This is a genomic window from Methylocystis sp. ATCC 49242, assembly GCF_000188155.2.
Taxonomy (GTDB): Bacteria; Pseudomonadota; Alphaproteobacteria; order Rhizobiales; family Beijerinckiaceae; genus Methylocystis.
On record NZ_KE124774.1, the window covers coordinates 2,512,476 to 2,537,316 of the forward strand.

The following is a 24,841-nucleotide window of genomic DNA, read 5'->3' on the forward strand; positions in this document are numbered from 1 at the left end:
GACCCGCACACAAAGCCAATTCGCCCCTGAAAGCAATAGCGCCTGTCGCAAGCGCCCGCGAACCCTTAGAAAGCGATTGTCCCATCCGCGGCCCGGCCATGACGAAAACCTCGCAATTCCTTGATCTCAACGCCGATCTCGGCGAAGGCTACGGCCCGTGGCGCATGGGCGACGACACGGCCATGCTGGACGTCGTGACCAGCGCCAATGTCGCCTGCGGTTTTCATGCGGGCGATCCCGACATCATGGCGGAGACCTTCGCGCGCGCGAAAGAGAAGGGCGTGGCCATCGGCGCCCATGTCGCCTTTCCCGATCTTGCAGGTTTCGGGCGACGCGCGATGGCGATGACGCCGCGCGAGATCGAACGCGCCGTCGCCTATCAGATCGGCGCTGCGCAGGCGCTCGCGGCCTACGCCGGGCATCGCGTGACCCATGTGAAGGCGCATGGGGCGTTGGCCAATATCGCCGAGCGCGAGGCCGCCGTCGCCGACGCTCTCGCCAGGGCGACGCGCGCGGTGGACCCTGAGCTGACGCTCCTCGCCATCGCGCTGTCCGAACAGACGCAAGCGGGCGAACGCGCGGGGCTCAGGGTTGCGCATGAGATTTTCGCCGACCGGGCCTATGTGGACGATGGCCGGCTGCAACCGCGCAAGGAGCCCGGCGCCGTCATCACGGACAGCGGGCAGGCGATCGCCCGCGTGCGGGAGATGCTCGCGGAAGGCGCGCTCGTGACCATCACCGGCAAGCGCCTGCCGACGCCGATCGACTCGGTCTGCGTCCATGGCGACACGCCCCATGCCGTGCAGATGGCGCGGCGGCTGCGGGCGGAGCTGGAGGCGGAGGGTCTTGTCCTGCGCCCATTCATCGAGGCCTGAATGCTTTACGAAAGCCCGCGCTTTCTCGATCAGGGCGAGGCGACGCTGACGGTCGAGTTCGGCGACGCGGTCGATCCCGCGATCAACGCCCGCGTGCTGGCGCTGGATTCGGCGCTGCGCATCGCGGCGCCGCCGGGCGTGAGAGAGACGACGCCGACCTATCGCTCGCTTCTGGTGCATTACGAGCCGCTGGAGATTTCGCGCGCCGAGCTGATTGCGCGGATCGGCGGACTGCTTTCCCCGCTCCCCGACCCTGCCTCGCATGAGGAAACCGGCGCCGCGCGCTGGATCGTGCCCTGCTGTTACGATCCACAATTGGCCGAAGACATTGCAGAGGCCGCCGCCCTGCTCGATCTGTCGACCGACGCGCTCGCGCAGCTTCACGCCGGCGCCGACTACCGGGCCTACATGTATGGGTTCGCGCCCGGCTGGTGCTATCTCGGCGGCCTGCCGGCGCCGCTCGCGATTCCCCGGCGCCTCGCGCCGCGTGGGCCGACGCCGCAGGGCGCGGTGCTTATCGGCGGCGGGCTGTCGCTCGTTGCGACGAACCCGATGCCCACCGGCTGGTATGTCGTCGGCCGGACGCCGGAGCGCCTTTTCTCTCTCGGCCGGGAGCCGCCGTTCCTCGTCGCGCCCGGCGACATCCTGCGATTCGAGCCGATCGACGCGCATAGCTTCGCGACTCTCGAAGCGCGAGCCGGGCGTGGCGAGACCATCGCGCGGCGCGAGGACGCGGCGTGACCGCGCGGCTTCTCGTCCGCGCCGCCGGCCCCGGCGTCACCGTGCAGGACGCCGGACGCTTCGGCCATTCGCGCTTCGGCGTCACGCCCGCGGGGCCGATGGACAAGGCCGCCTTTCTCGCCGCGACGCGGGCCGTCGACGCAGTGGCGGCGATAGAGGTTTCGCTCGGCGGCGCGACCTTCGAGGCCGGGGGCGCGACGCTGATGGTCGCGCTCGCGGGGGGCGCATTCGATATTCGGCTCGACGGTGAGAAACTGCCCGTCGCCTGCGTAACGCCGCTGCCGCCGGGTTCGCGCCTGTCGGTGCGGGCGGGCGCCTCGGGCGCCTGGTGCTATCTCGCGGTCGGCGCGCGTTTCGAGCTCGCTCGCGCGCTGGGATCGCTCGCGACCCACGCCCGCTCCGGGATCGGCCCGAAGCCGCTCACGGCTGGCGACGCCCTGCCACTCTCGCATATCGCCGATCCCCCTTGCGAAGTTCGCGCGCTTCATGCGCCCGCGCTGGCGCGCGGCGACGCGCCGATCCGCGTCATGCTCGGCCCGCAGGACGACTATTTTTCTCCCGAGGCGATCGAGACCTTCCTCTCGGCGGAATGGCGCGTCGGCGCGCGCAGCGACCGCATGGCCTATGCGCTGGAAGGCCCGCGGCTCGCCCATTCGCGCGGCCACGACATCGTCTCGGACGGAGCGGCGATGGGGGCGGTGCAGATTCCGGGCTCCGGCGCGCCCTTCGTGCTGATGGCCGACCGCCAGCCCACGGGCGGCTATCCGAAGATCGCCTGCGTGATCGGCGCCGATCTCGGCCGGCTGGCGCAACTGCGGCCGGGGGAGCGCCTGCGCTTCAGGGCGGTGAGCTGGGAGGAGGCCGTCGCGGCGCGGCGGGCCCTTGAAACGGCGACGGCGGCGGAGGCGGATCTTCCGCCTCTCGCCGCCGGGCTTTCTTCCGAGGCGCTGCTGGCGACGAACCTCGTCAGCGGCGTCGTCAGCGCGCGGGACTGATTACTCCGCCGGCTCCTCGAGCTTCGCGAGGGCGGGCGCTTCCACGGGCGCTGCGACCGCCGGCGCATGGGCCGCCTTGCGGCGCTTCCACCACTTCCAGATCATCATCCACCACGGATCGCCGACATGGAGATGGTAGCGCAGCGGCGTCTTGATGATGGCGAGCACGAGGCCGATCGAGAACAGGCACCAGACGGCCGGCCATTCGTTGATGTTGCTGGTCGTCAGGCCCGCGAGGAACGGACCGGCGAGATAGGAGAACAGGGTGAAGCGCCAGCTGCCGATGAGGCTCGGGAGCAGGAAGGCGGTCAGCGGATAGGAGAGATAGCCGCGGCCGAGATAGGCGTTGTCGGCCATGCTGTTGCCGATGCCGTTGGTCGGAAGCAGCCAGGCGATGTGCCATTCGCCGCGCACCGTGCAGAGCACGTCGCCGCAGAGCGGACGGCCCGCCGCGCAATGCCCCGCCCAGCTGAACGGATAAAGCTGGATCAGCATGGCGATGGCGGAGAGGAAGCAGGCGAAATAGACCCACGGCGCGATGACCCTGGCGCTGTCCTTGGGCATGAAATAAAGAGCGACGGCGTTAATAAAGAACGGCTGAAAAGTTATGTGAAGATAACCGAACATGGTCATCATCTGATTTAATGGCGAATCGCACTGGTTCAGCACAGAATAGGCGACCGCCTGGAGCGACTCCATGCTGGCGAAATACAGCAGGCAGACCCAAAGCGCCAGGGGCTCTGGGTCTTTCTTCAGCGCGGAATAGGCCGCCCCCGCGATTCCGGTGGCCGCCAATACAGTAGAGGCTTCTCCGCTCCAGCACATTGGGTGTCGTTTCCTCTTATTACTTGTCCCGTCCCGATACACTATCCGCCCGGCAGGGCAAACCCCCGCTTGACGCGGCGGGCGAAAATCCATGGCGGCGGCGGCTTCGTATTCGCCGGGGACGGCCTGGCGTGACGATTCAGGGTCGGGACAGTTCTCAAGCCCGGCGCGGCGGCTCCACCGCGCATCCCTCACCCATGCCCGCATGCGGACAATAAGGCCTCCGCCGCATTCGGCAAAATCGAAAGCCGGATGCGACGGAGGAAGTCGGGGAGGAAGAGTCACGGGGAGCAAAGGAAACGCCGTGGCGCCTGAGGCGCCGGGCGCGGCCAAAGGCCCTTTCGATCAGGGTCTTTGGCTTTTTTCGACCGGAGCGGACGGGCCCGGTCGGCGGGAGCGGTCAGCTCCAGAGCGCGGCCCAGGTCTTTGCGCCGACGATTCCGTCGACCTTCAGCGGATTGCCGTCGAAATCGAAGAAGTCGGCCTGGAACGCTTTCACCGCGGTTTCGGTCGTCGGGCCGAAATCGCCGTCGACCGCGCCGGGGTCATATTCGGGAACGGCGAAGCTCTTGAGGATCCCCTGAAGCAGTCGCACGCCGGCGCCCTTCGACCCCTTTTTCACTTCCGCGGGAGCGAGCCTGAACCATGTCGCCGGCCCAATAATGCCGTCGACCTTCAGGGGGAAGGAAAAGGCGAAGAACTCCGTCGCCGAACGATCGAGTTGATACCGCAAGACTTTCGACAATGTGACGGGACCGAATACGCCGTCGTCCATTCCCGGATCGAGATAATATCTCTCAATGAGAGCTCTCTGCGCTTTCTTAACAGCGTCGCCTTTCGAGCCCAATTTGATAATGGGATCAGCCATTGCAATTATCCTTTTATTTGAGCAACTTGAACAATAAATGCCGAAAATGACTTCAAAGACCGAAATCAATTTCGGCCGATTGTTCATCTACTACAAAAATCGTAGAAAGTCAGACGATATGACCATGCGGGTGGGAGACGGGGTAGCCCGTCTCCACGATGTGCAATCAGCGAGGGTTACGCCATAAGCGCCTATCCTCATGCACAGGGAGACGGACCGCCATGGAGTTTAACAGCTACATCGGGCTCGATGTCCATAAGGAAACGATTGCCGTAGCCATCGCAGACGCAGGCCGAAATGGCGAAGTCAGATTCTTCGGAGAAATTGCCAACAACCCGGACGCGGTGGCGAACTTGCTGAAGAAACTTGGTGGCCGGCGCAGCAAGTTACACTTCGTCTATGAGGCCGGACCGTGCGGCTATGGTCTCTACCGCCAGATCCTCGCCGCCGGTCATGCCTGCGATGTCATCTCACCGGCCCACACACCGAAGCGCGCCGGCGATCACGTTAAAACCGATCGACGCGACGCGGCCATGTTGGCGCGCCTGTCCCGCGCCGGCGAACTCACATCGGTCTGGGTTCCGGACGAGACACACGAAGCGATGCGGGATCTCATTCGAGCTCGCGAGGTCACGACGAAGGATGTGCGTCAGGCGCGTCAGCGCATCCAGGGTTTTCTCCTCCGTTACGGTCGCCGCTATGTCGGCGCCGTATGGAAAAAGCGGCATAGAGTCTGGCTCGCCAATCAGAGCTTCGATCACCCTGCACAGCAGATCGCCTTTCAAACCTATCTGAACGCCATGGATCAGGCGATCGCCCGCAAGGATCTCGTCGAAGCGCAGATCGAAGCTCTCGTGCCGGAATGGTCCCTCGGTCCGGTCGTCGAGGCTCTCCAGGCGTTGCGCGGCGTCGCGCTCGTGGTCGCCGCCGGCGTGGTGGCCGAAATCGGCGACATGCGGCGCTTCGACAATCCCCGTCAGCTCATGGCGTTCGTCGGCCTCGTCCCCGGAGAGCATTCGAGTGGAAACAGACGCAAATTGACCGGCATCACCAAAGCAGGCAGCGTCGTCGCGCGGCGACTGATCGTAGAATCCGCCTGGGCCTATCGCATGCCGGCGAAGATCGGTCAGGCGATGCTGCTGCGGCAGCAATCGATCGCCGTCCCGATCCGTGAAATCGCATGGAAGGCGCAGATCCGACTGTGTGGCCGATATCGGCGCATGCTGGCGCGCGGCAAAAAGGCGCCGATCGTCATCACCGCAATCGCTCGGGAACTCCTCGGCTTCATTTGGGCAATCGCGCGGCAGGTCGAACCAAAGACGATCGCCGCGTAACGCGCGACAGCATCGAGGCAACGGCCAGGGCGCCGGCGCCGGTCAAGGGATCCTCCGGCAATTTTAGGAGCGGCACGACCGATCTCCGTGAGTCAGACCGAGGCTCCCCTACGACGAAAGCTCCGTATGCGGTAGCCAATCCGCGCATGAGAAACGGCTCAACCGTCGAAATCACGCCGGCGTCCTGACCTCTGCCTCGCCGAACATTTTGTGCTCCTTGCCGGACAGGCACGGGATCGCTGGCGCACGCAGATTGCGCTTGAAAATGGTCATAAGAATATTTCAAGCCAAGTTACAGCAACCTTGCCGATCCGGCGAATACTTGCGCTCGCGGTCTGGCCATCGTCTCCCGGCCAATCCTCAGCCCGTCAATACAGCGCGAGAACAGGCGTCAGGCCTCGTCAGGGATCGATCCCGGCGCTGCGATCTCGAAACGGGCGAATTCGAAGCCCGGCGCCACGGTGCAGCCGACAAGCGTCCAGGCGCCGAGGCTTTTCGCCGACTGCCAGACGCCGGCCGGCACGATCGCCTGCGGCCGCTCCCCGGCGGCAAGATCGACGCCGAGCCGATGGACCCTGCGCTCGCCCGCGTCGAACAGGGACACTTCGAGCGGCGCGCCGGCATAGAAGTGCCACAGCTCCGCGGCGTCCACCCTATGCCAGGCCGAAACCTGTCCATCGGGCAGCAGATAATAGATCGCCGTCGAGACCGCGCGTCTGCCGACGGCGGCGGGATCTCGAAAGGTCTCGCGATAGAACCCGCCCTCGGGATGCGGGGCGAGATCGAGCAGGCGCACGATCTCCTGCGCCGGAAGGCCGTCGAGCGCGCTCATGCGACGAAACGGTTCTTGCGCTCGCGCATCTCGGCGAAGACGGCGAAGGGATTGGCGTCGTCCATGCCCATCGCCTTCTTTACGAGCGGGTCTTCGACGCGAAGGAAGGGGTTCGTGGCGTTCTCGAGCGCGATCGTCGACGGCAGGGTGAATTTTCCGGCGGCGCGCAATTCGTTGACGCTGTTGGCGCGGTCGAGCAGGACGGGGTTTTCGGGATCGACCGTCAGCGCGAATTTCGCGTTGGTCTGCGTATATTCGTGTCCGCAATAGATGCGCGTCTCGCCCGGCAGATTGGCGAGCGTTTCCAGGGAAAGGCGCATCTGTTCCATCGTACCCTCGAACACGCGGCCGCAGCCCAGCGAAAACAGCGTGTCGCCGACGAAAACCGCGTCGTCGTCCGCGAAATGATAGGCGACATGGCCGAGCGTGTGGCCGGGCGTCTCGATCACGCGCGCGCGGGAGGCGCCGAGCATGACCCCGTCTCCGTCCCCGACGGCGATGTCGAGCGGCGGCAGGCGGTGGGCGTCCTTTTTCGCGCCGACGATCTTCATCTGCGGGAAGCGCTTCTTCAGCGCTTCCGCCCCCTCGATGTGATCGAGATGGTGATGCGTGAGCAGCAGATGGGTGAGCGGCCAGCCGCGCCGCTCGGCCTCGGCCGCGATGGCCGCGCCGTCGGGCGCATCGACGCTCGCCGTCGCGCCCGTGGCGACATCGTGGACCAGCAGGCCGAAATTGTCCGTCAGGCAGGTGAATTGTACAACCTCAATCGGCATTTGGGGTCTCCGCGCGCGTTGGGGCCATCATAAACGCGCTGCGCAAAAATGCGACCCGAAGCCGTCTTGCGTCGAAACCCGATTGCGAAGATGATCGGGTCATGTCGCTCGATGTCGTGGAACTTAGGGCTTTTTACGAGACCGCCCTGGGCGAGGTCGCGCGGCGCCTCGTGTCGCGCCTGCTGCGCGCGCGCTGGGAGGATCACGCCGGACTGCGCGTCCTGGGGATGGGCTACGCAACGCCTTATCTCGGCGAATTCCGCGAGAAGGCGCAGCGCGTTCTGGCCTTCATGCCGGCGACGCAGGGCGTGGTGCACTGGCCGCTCGACGGCCGCTCCGCCACCGCGCTGGTCGAAGCCTCGATGACGCCGCTGCCCGACGCGAGCATCGACCGAATCCTCCTTGTTCACTCGCTGGAGGTGGAGGAACATCCGCAGGATCTGCTCGAGGAGGTCTGGCGCATTCTGGCGCCGGGCGGCCGCGTGGTCATCGTCGCGCCGAGCCGAACGGGGCTCTGGGCGCGGGTCGACACGACTCCCTTCGGCCACGGCCATCCCTATTCCCGCGGCCAGCTGCAGAGCCTGCTGCAGGGGGCGCAGTTCCTACCCGTCTTCTGGGGCGAGGCGCTTTACGTTCCGCCCTTCCAGCGCGCGTCGCTGTTGCGCTCGGCTCCAGCCTTCGAGCGCATCGCCGGACGTTTCTCGCTGCCGGGCGGCGGCGTGCATCTGGTGGAGGCCATGAAGCAGCTCTACCGCCCGGTGCTGCGCCGCGCCGTGCGCCGTGTAGCGCTGCCGGTGGAGCCGGAGCTGGAGCCCGTCCTCGAACCCGAGGGCGCCGAGCCGGCGTAACGGCCTCGAAAGGGCCTGGAAAAGTCGCTTCTTCCCGCAACCGCGCCCGGCGATCGCGTCAACGCCCGCGCGGAGAAAAGTCGACGCGCACCCCGAAGGACTGCGCCAGAAACAGCGCGCCATGGATGAGGCCGGCGTTGTCGATGCCGTGGCCGAGTCCTGCGGAAAGGTGCCATTGCGTCGGCACATTCATGTCGGCGAGCGCATTTGCCGACATCATCAGCGCCTCGACGGGAATCATTTCATCCTCCTCGCCATGGGCGAGAAGGACGGCGGGCGGCGGCTCCTGATGCGGGCGCTCGCCGCCGGGCTGATCCGGGCCGAGGACGAGAACGCCCGAATAGCCGACGATGGCGCGCGGCGCGACGCGCCGGCGCAGGCCCGTATGCAGCGCCATCATCGTGCCCTGGCTGAAGCCGACGAGCGCGAGCGCCCGCTCATCGAGGCCGCGCTTTTCCAGCTCTGCGTCGAGAAAGGCGTCGAGCGTCGGGCGAGCCGCGATGCAGCCGCGCCAGCGCTCGGTCTGATCGCGCATGGTCAGCGGAAACCACTGCCGCCCCATCGGCGACATGGCGCAACGCTCGGGCGCATGGGGGGCGACGAAATCCGCGTCGGGCAGGAAGGACCGCCATTGCCGGCCGATCTCGATGAGATCGTTCCCGTCCGCGCCATAGCCGTGCAGGAAGACGACGAGCTGGCGGGGTTTTCCCGATTTTGCCTGAACTCTCGGACCGTCGATCGCCGCCGCCATTTCCCGCGCTCCCTTTTGAAACCGCCGAAGCTGTCGGCGGTTCGGGCGCGAAGGTCAAGAGGCGGATCGGCGAAGACCTGATATGGACGGGCGCCGCGGATTTGCCGAGCCGGCGCCGCCTTGGCCGATCACATGGTCACAATAGCGAATTTCAGAATCTTGAAAGCAAAGATGAAGGCGCCGGCCAGCGTGCCATGCTTGACCATCGTCATCGCGAAATAAATATGATCCGGCCTCATCATCGTACAAAACCTCTTCATGACGCGCAAAGCCGCGCGCAGGCGCTCGCAGTCGCTGCGAAGTGAAAGAGACGTCGGCGCTGCAAGGGTCAGGGGGCCTGCGTCTCGTGAGGCCCTTGCGAAAGGCGCGCCACACGCGCCTTTGTTCGATGGAGCTTCCCGGCGCACGGCTGCGCGCACAAAGAACGCTTTTTGTTCGAACCCTTCGAAGCGCAAGTAATTTTTTGCGGCGCAGGGGTCAAGCGAAGGTCTTAACTAATCGACTGCTCGCGACAATATGTCACGAGCCTGCGACTCGACTGCAACCGTCTCGAAAGAGGGGTCGACACCATGCCCAAACTATTGATTCTGGCTGGCGTGACGCTGATCGCGCTGGGCCTTGTCTGGATGGCCGGCGAACGCTTCGGCCTGGGCCGCCTCCCCGGCGACATCATGCTGGAGCGCGGGAACTTCCGTGTCTATTTCCCGATCACGACCTCGATTTTGCTGAGCGTCCTGCTGAGCGCCGTCTTCTGGCTGCTCAACCGTTGAGCGGTTATACGGGGGGCTGACGCGCGAAGGAGACGCTCATGGAACCTTTTTTGAAAGATCTTAGTACGTTCCAGATGGCTCTGCTTTTCAGCGTCGCCTTCCTCGCCCCCTCGTGGCTCGGCATACTCGTCCTTCGTCCCTACGCCCGGCGGTGGATCCACGCCCGCCGCAGCGCCAATGACATGATCGGCTTTGCGCTCGCCAGCTATGCGACGCTTTACGGCATTCTGCTCGGCCTCCTCGCGGTGGAAGCCTATCAGGACTTCGCCTCCGTGCAGGATACGGTTTCAAAACAGGCTTTGACGCTCGCGACGCTCTATCAGGATCTCGACGGGCTCCCGCAACCGTTGCGCGGACAGCTGCAGTTCCGACTGCGCGATTACGCGCGGGAAGCGGTCGAAACGCACTGGGCGGCGGGTTCCGCCTCCAGGCCCTCGATCGGCGCTTCGCCGCGCCTTCGAAGCCTTCTGGACCAGCTCCTGACGTTTCAGCCGAAGACCAAGGGCGAGGAGCTCGTGCAGGCGGAAGGCCTGCGACGGGTCAACACACTTATCGAGCAACGCCGCACGCTTCTGGCGAGCGCGGGCGGCAGCATACCGGGAGCCCTGTGGTGGGTGGTCGGCCGCGGCGCGCTGCTGTTTCTGCTGCTCATGTGCCTGTTCGACATGGAGCTGCATGCACATTTCGTCCTCAACGGCGCGCTTGCGCTCTTCCTCGCCGCGGTGGTTTTCATCATTGCGACGCTGGACGATCCCTTCGGCCGCGGCGTGACCGTCACGTCCGAGCCGATCCAGTCCGTCCTCGACCAATTGATGAGGCAGGAGGGCTGAGGACGCGCAGGCGCGCGCGGCGCGGAAGAAATTTGTTAAGATTTCGGAGACGATCGCTTCGTTCACACGCCATTGAGCGACGACCCACGGAGCACGCTGGTCGCGCCAAACCAGCGACGGGACAGCGGCTTGATTGGCGGTCCCGAAGGGATTCGAACCCCTGACCTTCGGTTTAGGAAGCCTCGGGCAAAAGCGCCAATTCAAAGCCTTATCGATCGCCGCGCTGTAAAACCTTTTACGGGAAAACAGCGACTTACGTACTCTTTGTCAAACCCGAACGTTTCACGATCGCCCCGCGCAATCGTGAAAATCAAAGTCGCTTCCGAAGATTTTGATCGGGGGCGGGAATGAGCGCCGTCGCAGCCCGTTGGGCGAAAAAGCAGACGGCCGGCGGCTCAGGCCGCAAAGCTGTCCTGATGATGCTGGCGCACCTTGCCGACAAGAGCGGTGTGCTCCACGCGAGCGTCGCCGCACTCGGCGAGGCCTGCGAAATGAGCGCCGACGTGGTGAGGGATCATCTCGACCACTTGGCGAAATCTGGGCTAATCGAGCGCGCGGCCTCTTACCGGGACGATGGCGGACGAGCTGCTAATAAGATCGTTGTGCGCCACAAACCGCGCCAGCGGGTCGACCCCTCGCCGCAGACCGAAACGGGCGCCCCTATCGGTCAATGGGGGCGCGCATGACGCAGACGATCTTCCGGCCTGCCAGGCGCGCTCAATACACGGTCGTCAGCAATGCGCTGATGAATGACGAACGGATCTCCGCTGATGCCTTGGGCGCGCTCGTCTATCTTCTCTCGCGTCCTGACGATTGGGTCATTCATCGTGAACAGTTGATGTCGCGCTTCAAGATTGGCCGCGACAAGTTTCAATCCATCTTTCGGGAGTTGAGCGTCCTCGGCTATGCACGGCTCGAATCCGTGTCGGATGCCGAGTCAGGCCATCTCGCTGGAAAAAGATGGGTGATTATCGAGGAACCGGATGCCTGCGACCGAGAGACGGAAAACCCGTCTCTCGGTGACGCCGCCGACGAACGGGTTTCCCGACAGTCGGCAAAACCGACGGTCGGAAAACCCGGCCATATAATAAATACTGATCTTAGACCTATTACTGAATCTCAACCAAAGACTGTCTCTCCCCCTACCCCCAACGTGACGCGGGAGGGGGGAAAAGGGCTTTCCGATGATGGGAAGGCGGCGAGCGTCGCCGTGCAACCCGACGCGTGGGAATGCTTCAAGGCCGCTTGGCCCTGGCAGGATGGGCAATCCGAAAGTGTCGACGCGGCCAAGCGGGCGTTCAATCGCCTGAGCGGTGCGGACAGAGAGCTATGCGTCAAAGGCGCTGAGGCATTCCAGCCGCGACCTGGCAGGGTTTGCGCGGCTGTTTTCATCGCCGAGCGACACTGGTCTTTCAAGCCGCGCCGATCGCCGGCGGCTTCCAGCACGAGCGCGCCGAGCGCAAGCAGCTCCAAGGCTCAAAGGCGGCCAGACGGAACATGGTGGCTTGCGCCGGACTCGCCGCAATTGGAGCGCTGGCACGAATTCGAACGGCGGACCAGTCCCGATCGTCGGGCCAAAGCCGGTTGCGTTCGGCCGGCCGAATGGCCTCCCGGCAACCCGTCAAATCTGCCGATCGGCGGAAAGGGGATACCCCCCTTAAGGACGGCAAGCCCTTAACCCGCCACCGGATGCCTAAGAACGTGAAAAACGCCGCGATATTTTTAAATACTTTTTTTTGATGTGAAATATGAGGCGCGGCGCCTGTATTGCGTTTAATGTGCCAACACACTGTTTTTAGTTGCCTTTTCGACTTCACGCCACCATCGCTGCGTTTCAATTTTGAAAATACGAAAGGGATGAAAATGACCGATATCAAAGAAACAATCGAACTGAGCCTGAAGGCGACCGGGTTCGACAAGGGTGCCGCCGACGTGAAGGCGCTTGGCGCGTCGGAAAAGGATGCGGCGACGCAAGCCGAATTGCTCGCCCGCGCGCAAACGACCGTCGAGAAATCGCTGACCCGCGTTCAATCTCGCATGGTAGCTTACACGGCTTCGCTCGATCCGGCCGAAAAGGCGCTGAAGAAACTTGAGCAGGGCGAGGCCATCGTCGCGGCGGCGCGCTCGCGCGGCCTCACGGTTACGGACGCAATGACGCGCTCGGTCGAACTGGCGCGCGAGCGTTTCGAGCGGCTCAAGGTCGAGTCGACCGGCGCAGCCGGCGCTCTCGCCCTTACACGAAATGAAAGCCTCGCCCTGACCTATACGATTAACGACGTCGTCGCGTCGCTATCGTCTGGCGCGTCGCCGATGACGATCATGATGCAACAGGGCGGGCAATTGACGCAGGCTTTCGGCGGCGTGCGCGGGACGTTCGAAAAGCTTCTACCCATGCTCGCGCGCTTCGCGCCGCTCGCCGCCGGCGCGGGCGCGGCGGCGCTCGCCTTCAAGGAAGTTCTAGGATCTTACGAAGAGCTGAAAAAGATAAACGAGGGCGCGTCGAGCGTCGGCGTATCGACCGATCTTTTTCAAATCTGGATAAACCACGCGACGCGCCTTCGCCTCACGGTCGAAGACGCCGAAAAGGCCATCGTTCACGCCGGGCAAACGCTCGCCGGGCAAGTCGATAATTTTTCCGCCTTGAGCCTCGACGGCGGAAAGTCGCGCGTCGCCGAGCGGGCCAACAATCTGTCCGACGTCATCGGCCGCGACGTTCCGTCAAAAGGCCTCGCGGCCGATGCGGCGACGCTCGACGAAATGCACCGCGCCGCCCTGCAGCTTGTGCAAGACTATCTGGCGGCGGTGAATGAACTCGACGGCCATGGCCGTTTGCTCGACGCCAACCAGGCGCGCCTTGAAGCCATAACCGCCGCAACCGAAGTATGGGGCGACGCGGGCCGCAAGATCGCGGAAGGGCTGCGCGACGGAACGATTACCGCCGACGAATTTCTTTCGAAGAGCGAAGACGCGGGCCGCGTATGGAGCGACGAAATCCTCGAGGCGCAAACGCGTGTTTCGCAAGAGATCACGACCGCAAACGAGCATTTGTCGCGGGCGCTCAACCCGGCGACGGAAGAGCTGCAAAAGCTGACGATCAACGTCTTGCACGCATGGGCCGACGTCGTGGACAAAATCGCGAGCGCTGTCGAATGGGCGCATAAATGGCTCACAATCATGCGAGCGGCGTCGGGCGTCGTGAGCGGTATCGTGCGGGATGGCGGCCTCGCGCCAGCGTCAGGGCCAGCAACCTCGGGGCGCATGGGCCGCATCGTCTCGCTTGAGGGCGACACGAGCGAAGGTCACTCTATGCGCGACCTGACGGGGGATTCCGCGCCCTTGCCGCCCTCGCGCCCGGAAGGACTCGGCAAGGCTGCGCCGGCGGCGCGCGGCGGCCGCGCAAGCCGCGCGGGCGCGAAAGAGGCTCATGACGAACTGAAAGGCTATCTCGAAAGCCTTGAGAAGACGATTGCGCTGCTCGACGCCGAGGCCGGCGCGCAAGGCAAATCGAACGCCGGGAAAGAGCGCGCGATCGATCTGGCGAAGGCTGAAGAAATCGCCAAGGAGCGCGGCCGCCCGCTCACGCAAGCGGAAATCGACGCGGTAACGGCTCTCGCCGATCGTCACGCGGCCTTGCGCGCGCGTATCGACGAAACGCGCGAGGCGCAGCGGGCGGCGAACGAGCAGAGCCGCTTTTTCGCCGAAACGGCCTTTGGCGCGATCGACCGGTTAACGACCGGGACGGCGAAACTGACAGATGTTGTGCAATCGCTCGCGCGGTCGCTCGCGCAAGCCGCGCTGAAAGCGGCGCTGCTCGGCGAGGGACCGCTTGCCGGACTCATTGGAGCCCAAGGCCAAAATGGCGCGATCGGCAGGCTTTTTGGTCAGCTATCCAGTGGGTTGAGCGGCGGTTTTGCGGGGTACTTCGCCGAAGGCGGCGCGATTCCTTCCGGCCAATGGGGCATCGTCGGCGAGCGCGGGCCGGAAATGGTTTATGCGGGCGTTAGTGGCGCGAATGTCTTCCCGGCGGTCTCGGCCGCGTCATTGGCGCGCGCCAGCGGAACCGTCAACAACTCGAAGGTAGTTCACAGTCCCATCAACGTGACGATCCAGACACCGAACGCGCAGAGCTTCGCCCGCAGTGAAGGCCAGATAGCAGCGACGCTCGCCCGCGCCGTGGCCATGGGCCAGCGGGGGCTTTGATTATCCGATACGGTCCCGGAGCCGCACGCCGGGGCCGGCGCCGTTCTGGTCAATGAAAACGATACCGGCCGATTCGAGTGCGGCGCGGATGGCGGCTAACGCTTCCTCGCTACCCGCATATTTGCCGGTTTCAAAATTAGAAATCGTGTTTCGGTGGACACCGGACGCGTCTGCAAGGTCCGCTAATGTCCAATTTAGCGCGGCCCTAGCCATTCGCACTTGTGCAGGCTTCACAAGTTTATGTCCCTGTGATAATTTCACATGTGTGAATATCACGGGCCGATTCTATGAGCAACGCCGGAAATCCTTTTCTGGCGGAGGGTATTATCACGTCAAATTGGAGAGAACCAATGACGACAGAAGCGTCAATTTTTGTGTGTGCCAGCGATTTCAACGGGTCGCAGGCGGCGACGGCAAAGGCCGTCGATGCAGTGGCGGAGGCGCTGTCAGTTCTGGCGCGCTCAGAGGAACGCATTCGCGCCGCGGGGGTATTTATTGGCCGATCCTGGATAAGGTTTCGGGGACGAGCTCGAGCAAACATTCGGACGAAGCGCAACGCCTCGCGCTGTCTGTTGCCGGCGCCGAATTTGAAGCCGCCTGTCACGATTGCAGGGAGGCGCAGCGAGCCGTGCTCAATGCGGAGCCAAGAACTTTGGCGTCGGCTCTCGCTTTACTGGATTTCATCTCGCGACGCCCAGGATTCGGAGCAAATGGCGTCGCAACCGAGGCATGGGCTGTTCGGACTGCCATCGCTCGCGCTGTCGCCTGCATCACCGCTGCGACCGGTGTTGCTCCCCAATCTGCCGCTGCATGATCCGATCAGTTATCCACAAGAAAACGGGGCAGGGCGAGCGGACGCCAGCGGAAGCAAATGGGCGAAAATGGGAGGCGATGGGAGACGTGCTTTGCGCCGCATTTACTTTGTTAAGTCCGCAAGGTGTTTTTCCGGGCGTGTCTTCGTGACAGTCTCACGAAATGACAAACGTATTTGAGAAGAAACCCGCAGTATTCACCCCTTTGGAAGCTGAAAGGCTTACAGGGGTCGGCCGCGCTCTTCAGCGGGATTGGCGGCGACGGGGCTTTATGCCCAAGAACGACGGTCACGCCCGTTTCGAACTGTTCGAGCTGGCGCAGATGCTGACGTTTCGGCTCTTTTCAGATGCTGGGCTCGGGTTGGAGCAGGCCAAAGAATGGATGCCGTTCGTTCCCGCCACGATCATCAAGCACGCCCTGTCTGTCCCTGGCGCGATCGAGGGTGACGGAGAGCGTTACAAGGCGCTGGCTGGCCCGCTGTACGCCGGAAACATCGCTCGCCAGTTCTCGAATGTCTTTTGTGGCGGCCCCCTCATGATCTGGGCCGATAATACGACGGAAATCGTCGCGGACCCCGAAACGGCGCAGATCTCGGCGCCGCCAGAGAAAATATTCGGTGTCGTGAGGATCATCGATCTTGAGATTGTCGGCGAAGAGCTGGCCCGACGCGCCGGTCGCGCCCTTGTGCGCGTGCAGTGGATTTAGACCGCCACTGGCCGCAACCAATTCTCGAATCGCCCGCCTGCGCGGGTGGTGGCCCGCCGCGAGGCGCGGACGTCCTTAAGCTGGAAGGAATCAGCATGCACCGTTTGCCCGACCTGATGGAAAAACGTACCGGCCTCGTCGCCGAGATGAGCGGCCTTGTCGCGAAAGACCTAGCCGGAACGCTCGGCGACGAGGAACGCGCCCGCTTCGAAACAATCGATAGCGACGTGAAAGCGCTCGACGCCAAGATCGACCGTGCGCGCAAGGTGGAAGCCTATGAGCGCATTGCCGACGCCTCGCCCGTCACGGGCGGCCCTGGGGCGCGCGACCTTCGCGGCTATTCCGTTTCGCGCGCTCTGCGCGGCTCGCTCGGCGGGCGGCTCGATGGCCTCGAAGGCGAGATGCACGCCGAGCTTTCCAAGGGCCGCGAAACGCGGGGCATCATGATCCCCGTGAGCGTCTTGCTTGGCGATCGGCGCGCGGCCGAGACGCGCGCGCTCACGACGGGCGGCAGCGCCGGCGCGTTGAAGGGAACCGACCTCATGTCGGAAGCCTTCATCGATCGTCTGCGGCCCGTTATGGCAGTGGAGCGGCTCGGCGCGACCGTTCTCGGCGGACTCGCCGGCAACGTCGATATTCCGCGCCTCACGGGCTCGGCGACCGCTTCGTGGGTCGCGGAAGACGGCGCGTCCTCGCGCTCCGACCAGACCTTCGACAAGGTGAGCCTCTCGCCCAAGACGGTCGCGGCCGAAACGCAGTTCTCTCGCCGCCTGATGTTGCAGTCCAACCCGGCGATTGAAGGCGTGGTGCGCAACGACCTTTCCACCATTTTGGCGACGGCGCTGGACGCCGCTGCGATCAAGGGCGGTGGCGCGAATGAGCCGGTTGGCGTGCTCGCGACGGCCGGCCTGCAGACGGTCGCGCTCGGCACGAACGGGGCCGCGCCAACGCCGGACAACATGGCGGACCTGATCGCGCTCCCGCGTATCTCCAACGTCTCGTCGCCAGCGGCGTTCCTGACAAACGAAAAGGTCCGCAAGGTCGCCATGAAGGCGAAGGACACCACCAGCGCTTACTACGGCATTCCGCAGTTTTTCCAGAATGAGCCCGTCGCCTTCTCCAATTCTGTCCCGAGCAATCTCACGAAGGGCACGGGCACGAATTTGAGCGCCGTCATCTATGGCGCCTGGTCCGACCTGTTCATTGCCTACTGGAGTGCGGTCGACGTGCTGGTTAATCCCTATCATCAGGACGTCGCCAGCAAGGGCGGCGTGCTGGTTCACGCCTTCCTCGACGCCGACATTGCGCCGCGCCATCCCGAGAGCTTCGCCGCCATCGTGGACGCCATCGCATGACGATCGAACGGCGCGCCCTTCCTCTCGAAATCCGGGCCGCGCGGGGCAACCCGCGCCGCCTGGAGGGCTACGCCGCGACCTTCGGAGTCGAGACGCGCGTCGCCGATTTTGTCGAGACGATCCGGGCCGGCGCATTCGCCGGCTCGATTGCCAGCGGGCGGGATATTCTCGCCCTCGCCGATCACGATCCGGGCCGCGTGCTCGGGCGCACGAAAAGCGGGACGCTGCGCCTCGTCGAAGACGCGCGGGGCCTCGCCTTTTCGCTGGACCTCCCCGACACGCAGGCCGCGCGCGACGTTCTCGCCCTCGCCGAGCGCGGCGACATTGGCGGCATGTCCTTCGGCTTCACGGCCGACCCTGGCGGCGACGCCTGGACCGGCAACCGGCGCGAACTGCGCGCAGTGACGCTCTACGAAATTTCCGTTGTGTCGGCTTGGCCCGCTTACGACGGAACGTCTGTGGAGCCCCGCGCCCGCCAGCGCGGCCCCGCGACGCGCTCGCTCGCGCGACGCTATCTCGAAATTTTGAGGCGTTGAGATGACCTTTCCATGGGGCCGAATCGCTCAATTTCTTGGCGTCGAGAAGCGGGCGGCCGTGCCTGCGGACGCCTTCCTTGCGGAATATTTCGGCGCGCGCGGCGTTGGCGCCGGGGCGGTTTCAGCAGATCAGGTGCTGTCCAATTTGGCGATTGCGACGGCTTGCGTGTCGCGGCGCTCGCAAGGCCTTGCCAGCGTTCCTCTCAACATTCATCGGAACATCGGCCCTTCAAACGCAGAGCGCGCCGAAGATCATCAGCTCTATGACATTTTGAACGTCCGGCCGAACGAATACCAAAGCGGGTATGAGTTTCGTGAGTTCATGGGCCGCTCGCACGATGTTTTCGGCAACGCCTATGCGCGCATTGAGCGCGACGCGAGGGGCCAGATCGTCGCTTTACATCCTTTCCTCCCGGCAATGGTCGCGATCGAGCGCCTTGCAAGCGGCCGGCTGCGCTATCGCGCGACCGATTGGACGGGTAAGGTCTGGACACTCCTGCAAGAGGAAATGCTGCATATTCGCGGACCAAGTCGCGACGGAATTTATGGCCTCTCGCCGATCCAGATCGCGCGCGGGAGCGTGTCTCTCGCGCTGGCGCAAAGCGAGACGGCGCAGAGCTTCATGTCCAATGGTCTGCCGCCGTCCGCATTGGTCATGCCTCCCATTGGCACGAAATATACCGAAGTCGCCCTGCAAAAGCTCCAGCGCGGGTTCGCAGAGTATCAGAGCGGAAGAAATGCGGGAAAGGTGATTGTCGCGCCCGAGAAAATGGAAATCACACCTTTCAACTGGACGCCGGAAGACAGTGAATTTCTCGACAATCGTAAGCTCTCGAATGAAGACGTTGCGCGCATTTTCGATTGTCCTCCAACGAGCGTCGGCATCGTGGACCGCTCGACCTATTCGAACACAGAACAGGAAGCGCTTGCGCTTGTGCGCAACTGTCTTGCGCCGCTGGCCTCCCGCTTCGAAAGCGCCTTCGCGCGCTGTCTACTGACCAACGCCGGGCGGCGCTCCTACTTCTTCCGGCACGATTTCAGCGAACTCCTGCGCGGCGATATGAAAACGCGCTTCGAAGCGTATCGCCTTGCGCGAGAAACTGGCGTCTACAGCCCCAATGATGTGCGACGCTTGGAAAATGAAGCGCCTGTCGCCGGTGGCGACGTCTACCACATGCCGGCGAATTGGACGCAGCTCGGACAGCCGCAGAGCGGCGCGCCGCAAAATGCGACGGTGTGATTGATGGCCAGCGCGACTTTGCAGCTCAACATTATTCCGAAGCGGATGCTGACCAAGGCGGAAGCTGCGCATCATTGCGGCCGGCCGGTGAAGCGCTTCGAAGTTGAGTGCGGCGTCGCCCCCGTGCGCTTTCCAAATGGCGACTTGCGATTTGACGTTAAGGATCTCGACGCTTGGCTCGATAGCCTGAAGGGCGGATCATCGAGCGACGCGGATGACATCGTGTCGAGGCTCGCATGACAAATATAAAGCTCCGGGGCTTTCAGCTCTTCAAGGATCGGCATGGCCGCTGGCGCTGCTACCATCGAAAGTCGCGGACGCCGATCGACTTGGCCCGTTTCCCGCTCGGCTCGGCGGAATTCATCGCGGAGTGCGCGCGAATTGTCGCCTTGAAGGAGGCGCAGACTCCGAAGGAGAAGCCCGGCGCGCTTGGGATGCTGATTTGCGACTATCGGGCGTCGCCGGCTTTTCTGGATCTCTCAGCCCGGACGCAAGCAGACTACCAGAAGCATTTTGACTATCTGCGGCCGATCGCTGACACGCCTCTCGCGCGCTTCGATCGGCCGCTTGTGGTGCGCATCCGCGACAAGGCGGCGGCGGCGAAGGGTCGCCGCTTCGGAAACTACCTCAAGGCGACGCTTTCCGTTGTCTTCGGTTGGGGCCGGGAGCGGGGCTATCTCGCCGACAATCCCGCCTCGGGCATCAAGGCGATTCGCCGGCCAAAGGGCGCGCCGGATGCGAACCGGCCATGGTCCGACGCCGAGCGCCACGCCGTTCTGGACGCCGCGCCGGCGCATATGCTCCCCGCCATCGCCTTGATGATGATGACGGGCCTTGGTCCGAAAGACGCGCTCGCGCTCCCGCGCAACCATTGGCGAGACGGCGAGATTGCAACCAAGCGCGCGAAGACGGGCGAGCCGGTTTTCTGGCCCGTCCCAGAGCCGTTGGACGCGATCTTGCGCGCTGCCCCCCGTCACGACGCTGTTACGCTCTGCGCCAGTTCGACGGGCCGCCCCTGGACGCTGGACGGCTTCCGGGCCTCTTGGCGGACACTCCGCCTGCGGCTCGAAGCTCAGGGCGCGATCGGACCGGGGCTGACCCTCTACGGCCTGCGCCACACGGTCGCGGTTATCCTTCGCGAAGCGGGATTTGACGAGCGCACCATTGCGGACGCGCTCGGGCAGAAGACGATTGAGATGGCGCGCCGCTACGCGCGAGGCGCGGATCTTCGTCCGAAAATGCGGGGCGTTGTCGCCTCATTCGACGCCGAACTGAACAAGCGCCGAACAAAACTTGTCAAACCTAGCTAGAAAAAGTGTCAAACCTTCCGGCGACGGAAAAGGGCCGAAAGAGAATGGATAACCAATTCAGCAGCTTGCGTGGCGGTCCCGACAGGATTCGAACCTGTGACCTTCGGTTTAGGAAACCGCTGCTCTATCCTGCTGAGCTACGGGACCGCGCGGTCCCACATCTACCACAGCGCGCTTTTTTGAAAAGTTTATCTTGTCGGGCCAGAGGAGGCTTTCATGTTCGAATCCGCACGGCTGCCCCACGCCATGACGAAGGCGGACTTCGCCGATTTCGAGGCCCGGCTGCGCGACAGCCTGCTCAACGCCCAGTTCGACCTGGCCGAAAAGAAACGCGCCGCCGTGCTGGTGCTGATCAATGGCTCCGACGGGGCCGGGAAGGGCGACGTCGTCAATCGCCTTTACGACTGGCTCGACGACCATTTCGTCGAGACCCTCTCCTACGGCAAGCCGACCGACGAGGAGCGGGCGCGGCCCGGCGCCTGGCGCTACTGGCGCGACATGACGGCCAAGGGGCGGATCGGGCTCGTGCTGGGGTCCTGGCACCACCGGGCCCTTCGCAATCGCGCGCTCGGCCGGCTCGACAAGGCGGCCTATGACAATGTTCTCGAGGAAATGAACCGCGCAGAGGAAATGCTGCGGCTCGAAGGCGTGCACCTGCTGAAAATCTGGCTCCATCTGGATGATGGCGAGGCGCGCCGTCGCCTCGACAGGCTGCGCCAGGGAAATGGCGCGCTGCGCCGCCCCGCCGTGATCGAATGGGAGGAAATCAAGAAGCCCAGGGAGCTGGCCCGGTTGAACGACGCCGCGCTGGAGATGATCGAGATGACCTCGACCGGCGGCGCGCCCTGGGCCGTTGTTCCCGCGCAGGACCAGCATTACCGCGACGCCGCCGTCGGCGATCTGCTGTTGCAGACCCTGACCCGCGCCGCCGGCGCGGCGCGCGCCGCCATGCGCACGAGCGCCCTCGCCGCGCCGGACCTGGAGATGCCGCGGCCGAGTCTGGTTTCGGCCCTCGATCTGACGCAGAAGGCCAATCCCGACGTCTACAGCCAGGAGCTGCGCGCCCTGCAGCGGCGCCTCACAGAGGCCACGACCACGAAATCCTTTCGCAGCCACGGCCTCGTGCTCGTTTTCGAGGGCAATGACGCCGCCGGCAAGGGCGGCGCCATACGCCGCGTGCGCGAGGCGCTCGATCCGCGCCGGTTCCGCGTCCATGGCGTCGCCGCGCCGACCGACGAGGAGCTTGCGCGGCCCTATCTGTGGCGTTTCTGGCGCAACATCCCGCGGCGCGGCGATGTCGCAATCTTCGACCGCAGCTGGTATGGGCGCGTGCTGGTCGAGCGCGTGCAGGGCTACGCCTCGCCCGACGACTGGATGCGCGCCTATCAGGAGATCAACGACTTCGAGCGCCAGCTCAGCGAGACCAGCTATCTCGTCGTCAAATTCTGGCTCGCCATTTCCGCCGACGAGCAATTGCGCCGCTTTCAGGATCGCGAAGCGAAATCCTTCAAGCGCTACAAGCTCACGCCGGACGACTGGCGCAATCGCGAGAAGTGGGACGCCTACGAACAGGCGATGACCGACATGGTGGACCGCACCAGCTCGCGGCAGGCCCCCTGGACCCTCGTCGAGGCCAATGACAAGAAATTCGCGCGTTTGAAGGTGCTGCGCACGATCGTCGAGCGGCTCGAGGCGTAAGGTCGCGCACAAGCTTCGCGCCAGCCACGCAGCCTAACCTCACACTTGCGTCATGTTCGAATGCCCGGCCCTCCCGACGCGGGAGGAGAGACGCGATGCGAGGACAAAATGACTGTCACTGATGCGATGGCGCTCCTGCGTTGCGCCGATGCCGAATTTCTGTCCGCCGCAGGCCCGGCCGTTTTGCGGCTCAAACTCCTCGAAGTCACCCATCTCGCCCAGAATCGCCGTCTCACGGGGGAGATGCGGGAAGCCGCGCGCGTGGCCGCGATCGAGCTGCGCCAGCTCATCGCCGAAAGGCCCTGCGTGTCGCTGGTCGACCATGCCGCGAAAAACGACATAGCGAATGCGCGCCGCGCCGCCGCGCCGCTCGCCTGTCGCATTTCCGCGCCGGGCCATGCGTGAGTCGCGGCGGAGAGCGGTCGCAAGGCATGACGCGTTTCGACCGGCGACGAACATGACTCGCTCCTGTTCTGACCTCCCGTCGACCGAGGGGAAGCGACGCGGCCCCCTTCAACAGCCTTCAGGACTGACGTTCGGCGAGGCGCTTTTCCCAGTCGAGCGCCTGACGGACGATGGCGTCGAGATCGTCATGCTTCGGCGTCCAGCCGAGCGCGTGACGGACGCGATCATTGGCCGCGACGATGGCCGCCGGATCGCCCGGCCGGCGCGGCGCATATTCCACCTCGAAGTCGACGCCGGAGATGCGCTTGACCGCCTCGATGACTTCCAGAACCGAGAAACCTCGCGCATAGCCGCAATTTGCGACCATGCTCGCGCCGCCATTGCGCAGATAGCGCAGCGCGTCGAGATGGGCGCGGGCGAGGTCCGTCACCTGGATATAGTCGCGCACGCAGGTGCCGTCGGGCGTCGGATAATCCGTGCCGAAGACCTGCATTTTCGCGCGCTTGCCGAGCGCGGTCTGCGACGCGACCTTGATGAGATGCGTCGCGTTGGGCGTCGACTGCCCGGAGCGCCCCTTCGGATCGGCGCCGGCGACGTTGAAATAGCGCAGCGCCACATAGGATAGGTCGTGGGCGTGCGACGTGTCCTCCAGCATCCATTCGACCATCAGCTTGGACCGGCCGTAGGGCGAAACGGGCTTCAACGGTTCGTCCTCGGTGACTGGGTGATGCTGCGGCTCGCCATAGACGGCCGCAGTCGAGGAGAAGATGAAGCGCGGGATGTCGCAGCCGACGGCGGTCGCCAGCAGCGTGCGGGCTTTCGCCGTATTGTTGAGATAGTAGCCGAGAGGATCGGCGACCGACTCCGGCACGACGATCCTGGCGGCGAAATGGATGATCTCGTCGATGTCGTAGCGCGCGATGGTTTCCGTAACGAGATCCTCGTCGCCGAAATCGCCGACGACGAGCGGCGCGCCATCGGGCACGGCCCATCGGAATCCGGTGGAGAGATCGTCGAGCACGACGGGCTTTTCCCCGGCGTCGAGGAGTTCGAGAACCGTATGACTGCCGATATAGCCGGCGCCGCCCGTGACCAGAACCGCCATCTCTCCTCCCGTCGCCCCTTGCGCTTGTCACCCGAAATTAACGCCGCAAGCCTAAAATTTGCGTCAATTGCGCGGTCCTTCTCGCGGGACGGCGCAATCTGGCGTTCCCGTCATCTCAACTCGTAAACGGACCCTCTATGACCAAGCGCATTCGCAAGGCTGTCTTTCCCGTCGCCGGTCTCGGCACGCGTTTCCTTCCCGCCACCAAGGCGGTTCCGAAAGAAATGCTCACGGTCGTCGATCGTCCGGTCGTGCAGCATGTCGTCGACGAGGCGCGCGAGGCGGGCATCGAGCATTTCGTCTTCGTCACGGGTCGCGGCAAGGCGGTGATCGAGGACCATTTCGACATGGCCTATGAGCTGGAGGACACGCTGCGCCGGCGCAACAAGACGAGGGAATATGACGCGCTGATGGCGGACCTGCCCAAGGCCGGCGCCACGAGCTTTACCCGCCAGCAGGCGCCGCTCGGACTCGGCCACGCGGTGTGGTGCGCGCGGGACATCATCGGAGACGAACCTTTCGCGGTGCTGCTGCCCGACATGATCACTCTCCCCGCCGCCGGCAAGACCGCGCGCTGCCTGGCGCAGGCGGTCGAAGCCTATGAAAGGCACGGCGGCAACATCATCGCGGTCGAGGAGGTGAAGCCGGAGGAGACGCATCAATATGGCGTTGTCGCCACCGGCAAGGATTATGGCGCGACCTTCGAAATCACCGGCATGGTCGAAAAACCGCCGCAGGGGACGGCCCCGAGCAATTTCATCATCTCGGGGCGCTATATTCTGGAGCCGGAGATTTTCGCGCTGCTGGAGAAGGGCGAAAAGGGCGCCGGGGGCGAAATCCAGCTCACGGACGCCATGATCCAACTCGCCAGGACGCAGCCTTTCCATGGCGTGCGCTTCGACGGCCGCACTTATGACACGGGCTCGAAGCTCGGTTTCCTCGCCGCCAATGTGGCCTTCGGTCTCGCTCGGCCGGATGTCGCGGACGGGCTGCGCGCGGAACTGAAGAAGCTTCTCGGCTGATCGGGAAAAG

Annotated in this window: 28 protein-coding genes and 1 tRNA gene; 20 read left to right on the forward strand and 9 right to left on the reverse strand. The window is 64.2% G+C overall.

The genetic code is table 11. The features are described from left to right. Positions 1-98 precede the first annotated feature (98 nt). The 3 genes from MET49242_RS14245 to MET49242_RS14255 are packed head-to-tail and all read left to right on the forward strand — an operon-like array spanning position 99 to position 2,611. Complete coding sequence (locus tag MET49242_RS14245) at positions 99-875, forward strand: LamB/YcsF family protein (protein ID WP_036283826.1); 777 nt, start codon at positions 99-101, stop codon at positions 873-875. Beyond that, the gene (locus MET49242_RS14250; protein ID WP_036283828.1) at positions 876-1,616 is read left to right on the forward strand and encodes an allophanate hydrolase subunit 1; all 741 of its coding nucleotides are present in this window, start codon (positions 876-878) and stop codon (positions 1,614-1,616) included. After that, complete coding sequence (locus tag MET49242_RS14255; RefSeq protein ID WP_036283830.1) at positions 1,613-2,611, forward strand: biotin-dependent carboxyltransferase family protein; 999 nt, start codon at positions 1,613-1,615, stop codon at positions 2,609-2,611. The genes MET49242_RS14250 and MET49242_RS14255 overlap by 4 nt, the downstream gene beginning before the upstream one ends. On the opposite strand, the gene MET49242_RS14260 is transcribed toward MET49242_RS14255, so the two are convergent. Beyond that, positions 2,612-3,436: a DUF5765 domain-containing protein gene (locus tag MET49242_RS14260; RefSeq protein WP_036283832.1), complete on the reverse strand. Its 825-nt coding sequence runs from the start codon at positions 3,434-3,436 to the stop codon at positions 2,612-2,614. 400 nt (positions 3,437-3,836) lie between these two features. Then, positions 3,837-4,304, reverse strand: a complete 468-nt coding sequence (locus MET49242_RS14265) for a peptidoglycan-binding protein (protein ID WP_036288195.1) — start codon at positions 4,302-4,304, stop codon at positions 3,837-3,839. 221 nt (positions 4,305-4,525) lie between these two features. Between MET49242_RS14265 and MET49242_RS14270 the strand changes: the two genes are divergently transcribed. Next, entirely contained in the window at positions 4,526-5,638 is a 1,113-nt protein-coding gene (locus MET49242_RS14270) for an IS110 family transposase (RefSeq protein ID WP_036279363.1), read from the forward strand. A 391-nt stretch (positions 5,639-6,029) separates the two neighbouring features. On the opposite strand, the gene MET49242_RS14275 is transcribed toward MET49242_RS14270, so the two are convergent. Together MET49242_RS14275 and gloB are read right to left on the reverse strand one after the other, a co-directional pair. Then, positions 6,030-6,470 (reverse strand): cupin domain-containing protein, encoded by a 441-nt coding sequence (locus tag MET49242_RS14275; protein ID WP_036283834.1) that lies wholly within the window; start codon positions 6,468-6,470, stop codon positions 6,030-6,032. Next, a complete protein-coding gene (gene gloB, locus MET49242_RS14280) occupies positions 6,467-7,243 on the reverse strand; it encodes a hydroxyacylglutathione hydrolase (protein ID WP_036283836.1) in 777 nt (258 codons plus the stop codon). The genes MET49242_RS14275 and gloB overlap by 4 nt, the downstream gene beginning before the upstream one ends. 101 nt (positions 7,244-7,344) lie before the next feature. Between gloB and MET49242_RS14285 the strand changes: the two genes are divergently transcribed. Continuing rightward, the gene (locus tag MET49242_RS14285) at positions 7,345-8,091 is read left to right on the forward strand and encodes a class I SAM-dependent methyltransferase (protein WP_036283838.1); all 747 of its coding nucleotides are present in this window, start codon (positions 7,345-7,347) and stop codon (positions 8,089-8,091) included. A 58-nt stretch (positions 8,092-8,149) separates the two neighbouring features. On the opposite strand, the gene MET49242_RS14290 is transcribed toward MET49242_RS14285, so the two are convergent. Continuing rightward, on the reverse strand, positions 8,150-8,842 hold the full coding sequence (locus MET49242_RS14290; protein WP_036283840.1) for an alpha/beta hydrolase: 693 nt from the start codon (positions 8,840-8,842) through the stop codon (positions 8,150-8,152). 128 nt (positions 8,843-8,970) lie between these two features. After that, positions 8,971-9,297: a hypothetical protein gene (locus tag MET49242_RS25100; RefSeq protein WP_144259629.1), complete on the reverse strand. Its 327-nt coding sequence runs from the start codon at positions 9,295-9,297 to the stop codon at positions 8,971-8,973. A gap of 114 nt (positions 9,298-9,411) precedes the next feature. Here MET49242_RS25100 and MET49242_RS14295 point away from each other — a divergent pair, with 114 nt between their 5' ends. The 5 genes from MET49242_RS14295 to MET49242_RS14315 all read left to right on the forward strand — a co-directional run bounded on the left by MET49242_RS14295 (position 9,412) and on the right by MET49242_RS14315 (position 14,642). Further along, a complete protein-coding gene (locus MET49242_RS14295; RefSeq protein ID WP_036283842.1) occupies positions 9,412-9,612 on the forward strand; it encodes a DUF2905 domain-containing protein in 201 nt (66 codons plus the stop codon). Positions 9,613-9,686: 74 nt separating this feature from the next. Further along, on the forward strand, positions 9,687-10,442 hold the full coding sequence (locus MET49242_RS14300) for a DUF4239 domain-containing protein (protein WP_036283844.1): 756 nt from the start codon (positions 9,687-9,689) through the stop codon (positions 10,440-10,442). Positions 10,443-10,789: 347 nt separating this feature from the next. Continuing rightward, positions 10,790-11,128: a hypothetical protein gene (locus tag MET49242_RS14305; RefSeq protein WP_036283846.1), complete on the forward strand. Its 339-nt coding sequence runs from the start codon at positions 10,790-10,792 to the stop codon at positions 11,126-11,128. After that, positions 11,125-12,120, forward strand: a complete 996-nt coding sequence (locus MET49242_RS23420) for a hypothetical protein (RefSeq protein ID WP_144259630.1) — start codon at positions 11,125-11,127, stop codon at positions 12,118-12,120. Before MET49242_RS14305 ends, MET49242_RS23420 begins: the two co-directional genes overlap by 4 nt. Before the next feature lie 185 nt (positions 12,121-12,305). Beyond that, positions 12,306-14,642 (forward strand): phage tail length tape measure family protein, encoded by a 2,337-nt coding sequence (locus tag MET49242_RS14315; RefSeq protein ID WP_158497306.1) that lies wholly within the window; start codon positions 12,306-12,308, stop codon positions 14,640-14,642. Here MET49242_RS14315 and MET49242_RS14320 read toward each other — a convergent pair whose 3' ends face one another. Continuing rightward, entirely contained in the window at positions 14,643-14,855 is a 213-nt protein-coding gene (locus MET49242_RS14320; RefSeq protein ID WP_036283850.1) for a helix-turn-helix transcriptional regulator, read from the reverse strand. A 137-nt stretch (positions 14,856-14,992) separates the two neighbouring features. Here MET49242_RS14320 and MET49242_RS25105 point away from each other — a divergent pair, with 137 nt between their 5' ends. The 7 genes from MET49242_RS25105 (at position 14,993) to MET49242_RS14350 (ending at position 20,601) form a co-directional block, all read left to right on the forward strand. Beyond that, a complete protein-coding gene (locus MET49242_RS25105) occupies positions 14,993-15,634 on the forward strand; it encodes a hypothetical protein (protein ID WP_144259631.1) in 642 nt (213 codons plus the stop codon). Between the two features lie 91 nt (positions 15,635-15,725). After that, positions 15,726-16,160 (forward strand): hypothetical protein, encoded by a 435-nt coding sequence (locus tag MET49242_RS14325; protein WP_036283852.1) that lies wholly within the window; start codon positions 15,726-15,728, stop codon positions 16,158-16,160. Between the two features lie 95 nt (positions 16,161-16,255). Next, positions 16,256-17,515 (forward strand): phage major capsid protein, encoded by a 1,260-nt coding sequence (locus tag MET49242_RS14330; protein ID WP_036283854.1) that lies wholly within the window; start codon positions 16,256-16,258, stop codon positions 17,513-17,515. Beyond that, positions 17,512-18,051, forward strand: coding sequence for an HK97 family phage prohead protease (locus tag MET49242_RS14335; RefSeq protein WP_036283856.1), 540 nt, complete (start codon positions 17,512-17,514; stop codon positions 18,049-18,051). The genes MET49242_RS14330 and MET49242_RS14335 overlap by 4 nt, the downstream gene beginning before the upstream one ends. Before the next feature lies 1 nt (position 18,052). Further along, the gene (locus MET49242_RS14340) at positions 18,053-19,291 is read left to right on the forward strand and encodes a phage portal protein (RefSeq protein ID WP_036283858.1); all 1,239 of its coding nucleotides are present in this window, start codon (positions 18,053-18,055) and stop codon (positions 19,289-19,291) included. 3 nt (positions 19,292-19,294) lie between these two features. Beyond that, positions 19,295-19,531 carry a hypothetical protein gene (locus MET49242_RS14345; RefSeq protein ID WP_192815604.1) on the forward strand — a complete coding sequence of 79 codons (237 nt, stop codon included), beginning with the start codon at positions 19,295-19,297 and terminating at the stop codon, positions 19,529-19,531. Then, positions 19,528-20,601 (forward strand): tyrosine-type recombinase/integrase, encoded by a 1,074-nt coding sequence (locus tag MET49242_RS14350; RefSeq protein WP_036283862.1) that lies wholly within the window; start codon positions 19,528-19,530, stop codon positions 20,599-20,601. Before MET49242_RS14345 ends, MET49242_RS14350 begins: the two co-directional genes overlap by 4 nt. A gap of 70 nt (positions 20,602-20,671) precedes the next feature. On the opposite strand, the gene MET49242_RS14355 is transcribed toward MET49242_RS14350, so the two are convergent. Further along, positions 20,672-20,748 (reverse strand) — tRNA-Arg (locus MET49242_RS14355). Positions 20,749-20,817: 69 nt separating this feature from the next. Here MET49242_RS14355 and pap point away from each other — a divergent pair. Then, on the forward strand, positions 20,818-22,299 hold the full coding sequence (pap, locus tag MET49242_RS14360; protein ID WP_036283864.1) for a polyphosphate:AMP phosphotransferase: 1,482 nt from the start codon (positions 20,818-20,820) through the stop codon (positions 22,297-22,299). A 108-nt stretch (positions 22,300-22,407) separates the two neighbouring features. Further along, the gene (locus MET49242_RS14365; protein ID WP_144259632.1) at positions 22,408-22,704 is read left to right on the forward strand and encodes a hypothetical protein; all 297 of its coding nucleotides are present in this window, start codon (positions 22,408-22,410) and stop codon (positions 22,702-22,704) included. A 118-nt stretch (positions 22,705-22,822) separates the two neighbouring features. Here MET49242_RS14365 and galE read toward each other — a convergent pair whose 3' ends face one another. Then, positions 22,823-23,809: a UDP-glucose 4-epimerase GalE gene (gene galE / locus MET49242_RS14370; RefSeq protein WP_036283868.1), complete on the reverse strand. Its 987-nt coding sequence runs from the start codon at positions 23,807-23,809 to the stop codon at positions 22,823-22,825. Positions 23,810-23,946: 137 nt separating this feature from the next. Here galE and galU point away from each other — a divergent pair, with 137 nt between their 5' ends. Then, positions 23,947-24,831: a UTP--glucose-1-phosphate uridylyltransferase GalU gene (gene galU, locus MET49242_RS14375; protein ID WP_036283870.1), complete on the forward strand. Its 885-nt coding sequence runs from the start codon at positions 23,947-23,949 to the stop codon at positions 24,829-24,831. Positions 24,832-24,841 lie beyond the last annotated feature (10 nt).

Coding starts and splice junctions, on each gene's coding strand:
- MET49242_RS14245 (WP_036283826.1), top strand. CDS start 99: ATGACGAAAACCTCGCAATTCCTTGATCTCAACGCCGATCTCGGCGAA.
- MET49242_RS14250 (WP_036283828.1), top strand. CDS start 876: ATGCTTTACGAAAGCCCGCGCTTTCTCGATCAGGGCGAGGCGACGCTG.
- MET49242_RS14260 (WP_036283832.1), bottom strand. CDS start 3,436: ATGTGCTGGAGCGGAGAAGCCTCTACTGTATTGGCGGCCACCGGAATC.
- MET49242_RS14265 (WP_036288195.1), bottom strand. CDS start 4,304: ATGGCTGATCCCATTATCAAATTGGGCTCGAAAGGCGACGCTGTTAAG.
- MET49242_RS14270 (WP_036279363.1), top strand. CDS start 4,526: ATGGAGTTTAACAGCTACATCGGGCTCGATGTCCATAAGGAAACGATT.
- MET49242_RS14275 (WP_036283834.1), bottom strand. CDS start 6,470: ATGAGCGCGCTCGACGGCCTTCCGGCGCAGGAGATCGTGCGCCTGCTC.
- gloB (WP_036283836.1), bottom strand. CDS start 7,243: ATGCCGATTGAGGTTGTACAATTCACCTGCCTGACGGACAATTTCGGC.
- MET49242_RS14285 (WP_036283838.1), top strand. CDS start 7,345: ATGTCGCTCGATGTCGTGGAACTTAGGGCTTTTTACGAGACCGCCCTG.
- MET49242_RS14290 (WP_036283840.1), bottom strand. CDS start 8,842: ATGGCGGCGGCGATCGACGGTCCGAGAGTTCAGGCAAAATCGGGAAAA.
- MET49242_RS14295 (WP_036283842.1), top strand. CDS start 9,412: ATGCCCAAACTATTGATTCTGGCTGGCGTGACGCTGATCGCGCTGGGC.
- MET49242_RS14300 (WP_036283844.1), top strand. CDS start 9,687: ATGGCTCTGCTTTTCAGCGTCGCCTTCCTCGCCCCCTCGTGGCTCGGC.
- MET49242_RS14305 (WP_036283846.1), top strand. CDS start 10,790: ATGAGCGCCGTCGCAGCCCGTTGGGCGAAAAAGCAGACGGCCGGCGGC.
- MET49242_RS23420 (WP_144259630.1), top strand. CDS start 11,125: ATGACGCAGACGATCTTCCGGCCTGCCAGGCGCGCTCAATACACGGTC.
- MET49242_RS14315 (WP_158497306.1), top strand. CDS start 12,306: ATGACCGATATCAAAGAAACAATCGAACTGAGCCTGAAGGCGACCGGG.
- MET49242_RS14320 (WP_036283850.1), bottom strand. CDS start 14,855: ATGGCTAGGGCCGCGCTAAATTGGACATTAGCGGACCTTGCAGACGCG.
- MET49242_RS25105 (WP_144259631.1), top strand. CDS start 14,993: ATGACGACAGAAGCGTCAATTTTTGTGTGTGCCAGCGATTTCAACGGG.
- MET49242_RS14325 (WP_036283852.1), top strand. CDS start 15,726: ATGCCCAAGAACGACGGTCACGCCCGTTTCGAACTGTTCGAGCTGGCG.
- MET49242_RS14330 (WP_036283854.1), top strand. CDS start 16,256: ATGCACCGTTTGCCCGACCTGATGGAAAAACGTACCGGCCTCGTCGCC.
- MET49242_RS14335 (WP_036283856.1), top strand. CDS start 17,512: ATGACGATCGAACGGCGCGCCCTTCCTCTCGAAATCCGGGCCGCGCGG.
- MET49242_RS14340 (WP_036283858.1), top strand. CDS start 18,053: ATGACCTTTCCATGGGGCCGAATCGCTCAATTTCTTGGCGTCGAGAAG.
- MET49242_RS14345 (WP_192815604.1), top strand. CDS start 19,295: ATGGCCAGCGCGACTTTGCAGCTCAACATTATTCCGAAGCGGATGCTG.
- MET49242_RS14350 (WP_036283862.1), top strand. CDS start 19,528: ATGACAAATATAAAGCTCCGGGGCTTTCAGCTCTTCAAGGATCGGCAT.
- pap (WP_036283864.1), top strand. CDS start 20,818: ATGTTCGAATCCGCACGGCTGCCCCACGCCATGACGAAGGCGGACTTC.
- MET49242_RS14365 (WP_144259632.1), top strand. CDS start 22,408: ATGACTGTCACTGATGCGATGGCGCTCCTGCGTTGCGCCGATGCCGAA.
- galE (WP_036283868.1), bottom strand. CDS start 23,809: ATGGCGGTTCTGGTCACGGGCGGCGCCGGCTATATCGGCAGTCATACG.
- galU (WP_036283870.1), top strand. CDS start 23,947: ATGACCAAGCGCATTCGCAAGGCTGTCTTTCCCGTCGCCGGTCTCGGC.